7 protein-coding genes are annotated in these 8358 nt (G+C 60.1%); 6 read left to right on the top strand and 1 reads right to left on the bottom strand.

Annotated features, from left to right (window positions below; genetic code table 11):
- The 3 genes from QZ408_RS14620 to QZ408_RS14610 form a co-directional block, all read left to right on the top strand.
- A partial coding sequence (locus QZ408_RS14620; RefSeq protein WP_292492763.1) for a UDP-N-acetylglucosamine 2-epimerase occupies positions 1 to 520 on the top strand: 520 nt, incomplete at its 5' end.
- An 86-nt stretch (positions 521 to 606) separates the two neighbouring features.
- On the top strand, positions 607 to 1575 hold the full coding sequence (locus QZ408_RS14615) for a glycosyltransferase family A protein (RefSeq protein WP_292492760.1): 969 nt from the start codon (positions 607 to 609) through the stop codon (positions 1573 to 1575).
- A 35-nt stretch (positions 1576 to 1610) separates the two neighbouring features.
- On the top strand, positions 1611 to 2894 hold the full coding sequence (locus QZ408_RS14610; RefSeq protein WP_292492757.1) for a glycosyltransferase: 1284 nt from the start codon (positions 1611 to 1613) through the stop codon (positions 2892 to 2894).
- A gap of 4 nt (positions 2895 to 2898) precedes the next feature.
- Here QZ408_RS14610 and QZ408_RS14605 read toward each other — a convergent pair whose 3' ends face one another.
- On the bottom strand, positions 2899 to 3981 hold the full coding sequence (locus QZ408_RS14605) for a glycosyltransferase family 4 protein (RefSeq protein ID WP_292492755.1): 1083 nt from the start codon (positions 3979 to 3981) through the stop codon (positions 2899 to 2901).
- A 300-nt stretch (positions 3982 to 4281) separates the two neighbouring features.
- Here QZ408_RS14605 and QZ408_RS14600 point away from each other — a divergent pair, with 300 nt between their 5' ends.
- From QZ408_RS14600 to QZ408_RS14590, 3 genes are all read left to right on the top strand, one after another.
- A complete protein-coding gene (locus tag QZ408_RS14600) occupies positions 4282 to 5400 on the top strand; it encodes a glycosyltransferase family 4 protein (protein WP_292492752.1) in 1119 nt (372 codons plus the stop codon).
- A 539-nt stretch (positions 5401 to 5939) separates the two neighbouring features.
- Complete coding sequence (locus QZ408_RS14595) at positions 5940 to 7340, top strand: polysaccharide deacetylase family protein (protein WP_292492749.1); 1401 nt, start codon at positions 5940 to 5942, stop codon at positions 7338 to 7340.
- Positions 7337 to 8358 (top strand): ATP-grasp domain-containing protein (locus tag QZ408_RS14590; RefSeq protein ID WP_292492747.1); only part of this gene is annotated, 1022 nt, incomplete at its 3' end. The genes QZ408_RS14595 and QZ408_RS14590, both read left to right, overlap by 4 nt.

Raw genomic sequence — 8358 nt, 5'->3', positions numbered from 1 at the left:
TGTCGGGGTTCGGCCGGGGGAGTATCTCGTCGTCACCGTCCACCGGCCCTCGAACACCGATAGTCAGGAGAACATGACCGCCATCATCAGCGCCCTCGGAGAGGCCGGGATGCCGGCCGTCTTCCCGGTCCATCCCCGGACGCGGAAGTATCTCAGTGAGTATGGCCTTCTTGCAAACCTGCCGGAGAACGTCAGGGTCACCGAACCGCTCGGCTACCTCGACATGGTCCGCCTGATGGCGCATGCGGAGAAGATCCTCACCGACTCCGGCGGCGTCCAGAAGGAGGCCTACATGCTCGGCGTGCCCTGTATCACCCTCCGGGAGAATACCGAGTGGGTCGAGACGGTCGAGGCCGGATGGAATGTGCTCGTGGGGGCTGACCGGGAGGAGATCGTCTCGATGATCCGGGGGTTCGCTCCTGCAGGAGACCAGCCGCCGCTCTTCGGGGACGGCCGGGCTGCCGCCGAGATCGCAAATATTATTCGTTCCGGAGATACCATCAGCCGCCCCGGCATATAGGGGGTGCGGGACCGGCTCACAGGCGCACTCCTCTGCGACCGGGGAGGTGCGGACTTCTGACAGGCGATGGTAAACCGGTTGTCTCGGTGGTCATCCCCCTCTACAACAAGGCCCCGTACGTCGAGCGGGCGGTCTGGTCGGTGCTTGCCCAGACCGAACAGGAGTTCGAGGTCATCGTCGTCGACGACGGCTCGACCGATGGGGGTGCGGCAATCGTCGAGCGGTTTGCGGACCCCCGAATACGCTTGATCGTGCAGGAGAACCGGGGCGCCTCGGTTGCGCGGAACCGGGGGATCCGGGAGTCGGGGGCGGATGTCGTAGCGTTCCTGGATGCGGACGACGAGTGGCATCCAACGTTTCTCGAGACGGTCCTCGACCTCCGCAGGCGTTACCCGGGGGCCGGGGCGTATGCGACGGCCTACGCGGTCTACAACCCCGACGGCGGCATACGGGTCGCCTCGATTGCGGCCGTCCCTCCGCCTCCTTGGAGTGGGCTGCTCCCGAACTACTTTCGGTCGGCAACCCTCGGCGAGCCGCCGGTCAGTGCTTCCTCGGTGGCGATACCAAGGGCGGTCCTAGAGAAGACAGGAGGATTTGCCGAAGGCTACTGGTGGGGTGAGGATGTGGATCTCTGGGGCAGGATTGCGTTCCGGTACCCGATTGCGTTCACCCGGCGGGTCGGTGCGGTCTACCATACCGACATTGCCAGCAGGGCATGCACGAGGGTAGAGCCCGTCCCCGAGAACCCGTTCGTCGCTTCGGTACGGCAGGCAGTCGAACGCGGGCTGATCCCTCCTGAGATGCTCGACGATGTGAGGGAGTACGTTGCCGCAAAACAACTGCAGACCGCAGCGCGGAACATCCGGGCCGGACGCCCCGACCTCGCACGGGCTAACCTTGCCCGTTGTCCGACTCGGCTCTACCGCCGACGAAAGGTCGCATACTCCCTGATGGCGCTCATACCCGCCCCATGGTACCGACGCTACCGGCGCATGAAAGCGGCCCTCTCCTCGACAGCCGCCGGATCGGCGGGCGGCAGGTCCCGACCGCACTGAAACTCTTATCTGCTCCGGCCGCCTTACCCATGGCGATGGCTTCCGGGAACGGCGACCACCTAGTCGTCTTCACTACATCCTACCCCTTCAGCAGGGTCGTGGAGTCGTTCCTCGACCGGGAGCTCCCGCACCTCTCCTCGGCGTTTGATGCCGTCACGCTCGTCCCGCGCCTCTACCCCCCGCCCGGCGAGAGACTCGATCGACCGCTCCCGGAGAACGTATCGACCGAGACCTCCATCATGCACGATGCGCAGAAAGAGAGCACGGCGGCCTACTACCTGAACCTCGCCCTCTCATCACTTGCATCCTCGGAGTTCTACGGCGAGTTCCGGAGGAACTACCGGCCCATGCTCCACCCGGCGGGGATGCGCAAGGCACTCGGCTACCTCGGCATCGCGCTCGACGTCCGTAACTGGGTCACACGGAGGGTAGAGGAAGGGATGCTCGATCCCGCCCGCACGCTCCTCTACACCTACTGGTTCGACGGCACCGCGCTCGGCGTGGTGCTGGCGAGGAGGGATCTCCCGGGCATCCGGTGCGTCTCGCGGGCGCACGGGTACGACCTCTACGCCGAGCGCTACACCCCGCCCTACATGCCGTTTGAGGAGGCCAGAGCCTGCTCCCTTGACCGGGTCTACCCCGTCTCGGAGCACGGGAGGAGGTATCTTTCAGCCCGGCACCCCTCGTGTGCATCCGGCTTCCGAGTGGCCAGGCTCGGCACTGGAGACCCCGGGTTCCTCACACCCCTGTCACAGGACGGGGTCTTCCGGGTCGTCTCCTGCTCCCACATCATCCCGATAAAACGCATCGACCTCTTGGTTCGGGGCCTTGCGGAGGCAGGACGGATGCAGCCCGACCGTGAATTCGAATGGGTGCACATCGGCGGAGGGGCGCTACAGGCCGAGATGGAAGCCTATGCAGGTGCAACGCTGCCCGGGAACGTCAGCCACCGGTTCACCGGGTACCTCGCGAACGCCGCAGTCATGGATCACTACGGGCAGAGCCCCGTCGACGTTTTCATAAACGTCAGCGAATCGGAAGGCGTCCCGGTCTCGATCATGGAAGCGGAGAGCTGCGGCATCCCGGTCATCGCGACGGCGGTGGGCGGGACTCCGGAGATCGTCTCCGGCGCTACGGGCATCCTGCTCCCGGAGAACCCGGCGCCACGGGAGATCGCAGAAGCCGTCTGCAGGCTTGCTGCCGGCCCCGACGGCACCCGGGCGATGCGGTCGGCGTGCAGGGAGAACTGGGAGCGCAACTACAACGCTGACCGAAACTTCAGCGCCTTCGCCGGCGACCTGCAGGCCCTCCTGCGGTGATCCGTCACACCCGCCGACCGTCAGAGAAGAGAGCCAAAAACTTCTCCGCGCTCTTCTCCCACGTAAACCGCTCGTCGACGGTCCTCCTCGCGTTTTCGCCGAGGCTCCGGGCCACACTTGGGTTCTCCAGCAGGTAGTCGATCATTCCGGCGATCTCCGCCGGCTCGGGCGGCACGAGGATACCGTTCTCCCCATCCCGGATCGCCTCCGGAATCCCCGCCACCGGGGTTGCGACGATGGGTTTGCCCATTGCCATGGCCTCAAGGAGCGCTATCGGCAACCCGTCTCCGAGGGTGATGTGGGTGTAGATATCACAGAAGGAGAGCGGCACAGCGGGGGCTTCGATATCTCCCGTGAAGACCACATGCCCGGACGCTCCCTCAGCCCGTGCGAACTCCTCCACCTCCGGGGAGAAGACGCCCCTCCGCGTCGCGACAAGGACGATCCCCGGGTACTTCTCTTTGAGGAGGTTTACAGCCCGGATGAGCTGCTTCAGGCCTTCGGCCTTGTACTTCAGCGCGGTCAAGCCGAGGGCGAGGAGCACCGGCCGGCGGTCTCCGATACCGAACCGCTCGCGGAACACAGCAACCTCCCCCGGGGTCACCGCGGCAACCTCTGGAGCCCCCGCATAGGTTATCTCGGTCCTCAGGAACTTCAGGTTCCAGACCTCGATGGTTCTCTCCCTGAGCCGCTCCGAGACGAACGTTACGTGGTCGCACCGGTTGAGGAGAGTCTGGTAGAAGAGCCTGAACCGGTCCGTCAGCGCCTCCTCAGGCTCGGTGTGGAACGTCTGGACAACAGTACACCCGCAGAGGAGTTTGTAGGCGACCGCAGGGAAGAGACAGTGCCAGCCACCGTGAACGCTGATGACGTCCGGCCCGTAGTCCCGCAGGGCGGAGAGCGACCGCACCGCAAAGAGCCGCTGACCTCCGGGAATACAGGTTTCATCGGGATCGCTCCCCTCCCTGAATATGACCCGCACATCGGCGCCGCTCGCAACCAGTTCCCTGACCAGGTTCTGCAGGTAGACTCTGATGCCGCCGCCCTGGCTCTCTTTCCAGTAGTTGGTGATGAGCGCGACCTTCATGCGACCGGGGTTGATGAGTGGCGCGTCGCTATATCAAACTTTGCGCACCCGGGAAAAGTATGCAGGACCGACACGAGTAGAACGGCCTTATTCTATCACAGCAGGCCGTTGGCCGCCCGCCTGTTCCCCAATATCGATAGCAGCGATACCCGGGCAACCATCCTCACGCCCCGAGCCTGTTAGCACCGGCATCCATTTGAGAGTAATTATAAATACTCTGCACATAAAAAGGGGAGCCGTTCAGCCTCTCGCGTTCGTGCCCGGGCAGGGAGGCCTGAACCCTGACCTATGCGTATCTGCATGCTCACCACAACCCACCGGCCTCACGACGGGCGGATATTCGAGAAAGAGGCGAAGAGCCTTGCGAAGGAGCACGACGTCACGATCATCGCTCCTTCGGACGCCGGAGGCGTTGAGGAGAACGGGGGCGTGCGGGTCGTCACTCTCCGGAAACCTGCATCGACCCTCCTCCACCCGGTGACGCTCTGGAGGGCGTTTCGGGCATCTCTGGGCGAGGAGTGCGACGTCATCCACTGCCATGAGCCGGACGCCCTCCTTCTGGCGCTCCTGCTCAAAGCGGTGAAAGGCCGGAAGGTCGTCTACGATATCCACGAACACTGGCCGAGCGAGATACCGTTCGACCTCGGCCTCCCGAACGCGACCGCCCTCACGAGGTTCCTTGAGTCTCTGCTCTCCCCGGTTGAGCTCCTGCTCTCTCGGTTTGCCGACGCGAAAGTAGCAGTCAGCGAGAGCGTCGCCGAGCGGTTCCGGGGGAACGGAACGGAGCCTGTGATCATATCCAACTACTCGGTCGCCGACCTGGCGCCGCCGGTGCCGAAGGCAAGGAACAGCCATAGCGTGGTCTACATGGCCGGGAACATGCAGTTGTTTCACGGCATCAGGGAGTGCATTCAGGCGCTGTCGAAGGTAACGGCAACGTTTCCCGACGTCTCCCTGACGCTCATCGGGAACGTCCGTGAGGATATCGGCGCGATTGCGGCGAAGACCGACCCACGACCCGAGATCACGATGACTGGCTACCTCCCCTACCGGGAGATGTACGAGACCCTGCGCGAAGGAAGCATCGGCCTCCTCGTCTTCCAGCCAGACTACTACAACGCCTACATCGGCCTCCCGAACAAGCTCTTCGATTACATGCTCTGCGGCCTTCCCGTCGTTGCAAGCGACTTCCCGGAGATCCGGAAGGTCGTCGGCGAGGCGGAGTGCGGGGTGCTGGTCGAGCCGACGGACCCGGGCGCGATTGCAGAGGCTATTATCTACCTGATGGAGCACCCGGAGGAGGCGCGGAGGATAGGGGAGAACGGGCGGAGGGCGGTTCTTGAGAGGTATAACTGGGGGGAGATGGAAGGGAGGTTATTTGGAGTTTACCAGGTGATTAAGGAGGATGTCAACGCCTGAAATCTTTTTCTGAGAATCTTCAAGGGATCCAGATCAGGTCCTGTTCAAATAGTTGACTCACCTTGCTTTACATAACCAAGAACGTATTCTGCCTGAGGCTTCCCTAGAGCGCTCAAGAGAAGACCGCACAGGTGCGGGAAGGTGAGGTCCCTCCTGACAAGAATGTTCAGGACAACTTCTCAAGTAACTGGCCTCAAATTCTGTTCATCAGCCATCAAACCGAGAAGCTTGTGAGGGGCCGCCTCAACCTTAACTGATGAAGATCGGTGGCGTGATGAGTTGGACTCCAAGAGTTTTCGATCGCCCGAATCGGGCAGACTCTCGGGGAAAAATATTATAAGATCCTATCGAGAGCAATGCGTATCAAATCCTGTTTTGGTCAAATCATTAATTTCTACCAATATCGTGTTTATTCCATAATTTGGTAAAGTATAAGTTTATATCTACCAAATTGAACTGTTCGAGTCGATGCTCTCAGGAACTCCCAGTACCTAGGCGAATCCGCAAGAACTGCACACCCTGAATGGAGCACAAATACAATGATTGGGGTAGAATACGACGACAAGTATGCGGCCCAGGAAGTGTTTCAGTTACTGAAGGTTCCCTGGGAATGGTACACCCCGACATCCACCTATGATGTCGTCATATCGAAAAACAGCCACCTACCGGAAGCCCGTAACATAATCGACCTCGCCGACAACGACCTGATCAAAAAAATCGCCGATACACTCAACAAGGGGCTGCCCCGTAACCGTAAACCGATCTGTGATGAGTACCTAGATGCACTGCGGCAGGAGATAAAACGCTTTTCCCCGCTGATAGAAATTCCACCGATACCCTGGGGGTATAACTACTCGCTTGCGCTCACGCACGATGTGGATATCACCTCTGTCAGGGAGAGATCCGTTCCCTCTGTTCTCTATGCAGCTTACAACTGTTTTCGTCAACGGCGGTTCCTCGAAGGAGTCAGGATCGTGCTTGCAAAACTCGGTCTTGGAGAGGATCCATGGGATCTTTTCGAGACCTGGAGAGAACTCGAGGAGAAGCACCAGGTAAAATCCACGTTCTACTTTCTGCCCCAGAGCGGCCATGCAGGGATAGGCTCCCCGAAGATACGTGCAGGATATTACTCAATCGATGATATCCCGATCAAGGAACTGACCGCCGGCGGCTGGGAAGTGGGAGTTCATGGCATAGACAACTGGATAGATAAGTCCAGTGCCGATACCGAACGCATGGCGCTTCCGAGGGACGCAAGAGTAAAGGTAGGCACACGGGTGCACTGGCTGCACTTCGATGAGGGGACCTGGCAGATCCTCGATGACGCGGGCTACGAGTACGACTCAACGTTTGGGTACAATGAGGATGTAGGATTCCGGGCGGGGACGCTGCAGGTCTACCAGCCCCGCGGGGTGGAGAGACTGCTGGAACTCCCTCTCCACATCCAGGATGTCAGCCTGTTTGGGAGGCACTGCTGGGTTACGACGGAGAAGGGGTGTGAGCGGGTAGACTGCCTGAGTCTGGATGAGGATGAGGCGTACCGGACCTGCAGCGCGATCCTCGATCAGGCGTTGCGATACGGCGGTGTTGTCACGGTTCTCTGGCACAGCGACTGCCTGGCCGCGCCCCGTGATTGGGGTGATGTGTATACGAGTATCATCAACAGGGCAAAGTCAGACAATGCCTGGGTTACACGTGCAATCGATATCGTCGATTGGTTCAGGATGCGCCGCGGTGTCCGGTTAGACTATTCGAAAACCAAAGACCGTCTTAGGATTACTGTTGCGGGCCTCAAACCGGCTCGATCGTTGCCGCCGTTGCGCATCCGGGTTCACATCGATCCGGAGCGGGTTCGGCATATTGATGCTGATTACATCTGCGGCGAAGGGTATGTGGACATCAGGTGCGATAGAGAGCGGGTGAGCGTGGTTTTTGTATGAGAGTCCTGATCACCGACGGAAACTTTAAACACACGTTGGCATCTGTCCGGTCCCTGGGGAAGAGGGGGGTTGATGTTACGGTGCTCTCCCACATGCGCCTGAGCGTATCATTCCACTCAAAGTACTGTTCTAAGGGGATCCTCGCCCCCAACCCAGAACATGATACCACGTTTGCTGAGTTTGTGTATGACCTGGCAAAGCGGGAGCGCTTCGACGTAGTCCTGCCGATCAGCTACGCGGCAGTCGACCAGATATCCCGGATCCAGGAGGAACTGGAGCCCTATATCAGGGTACCCCTTCCGAACAGGGCCTCAATCGAACTCGCCGGGAATAAAGACAGGACCATGCAACTTGCGGAGAGCATCGGCATTGCCATCCCAAAGACCTACTATCCTCAATCACTTAAGGATGCGGAGCGGATCGCAGACTCCCTCTCCTATCCTGTGGTGGTGAAGGGAGCACGGGAAAACGGTAACGTCGGTTATGCAAACTCGCCCGAGGAACTTATATCCCAGTACAAAAAGATATCAGCATTCTCTCCAATCGTCCAGGAGTATATCACCGGCGAGGGGTACGGATTTTTTGCACTCTACAACCACGGTGAGGCAAGAGCCATCTTCATGCACCGGCGGCTACGGGAATACCCGGTCACCGGCGGTCCGAGCGCCCTTGCCGAGAGCATCTACGCCCCCATGTTGATGGAGCAGGGCCTGAAACTCCTTGATAACCTGCAATGGCACGGTGTGGCCATGGTCGAGTTCAAGAAGGATGAGCGGACCGGGAGGTATGTTCTGATGGAGATTAACCCAAAATTCTGGGGCTCCCTTGAACTCGCCATCGCATCCGGGGTGGACTTTCCGTACCTGACCTGCAGCATGGCATGCGAAGGGGATGTCGAACCGGTTTTTTCCTACAAAACAGGCGTAAAGTTCAGGTGGCTCTTCCCCCAGGATGTATTCCACGCTGTGACAAACCCGGGAGCCATACCAGAGTTCATCTCCGATTTTGCGGATAGGAC

This window comes from Methanoculleus sp. 10 (assembly GCF_913757945.1).
Lineage (GTDB): Archaea > Halobacteriota > Methanomicrobia > Methanomicrobiales > Methanoculleaceae > Methanoculleus.
This window is presented reverse-complemented; position numbering and strand designations above follow the sequence as displayed.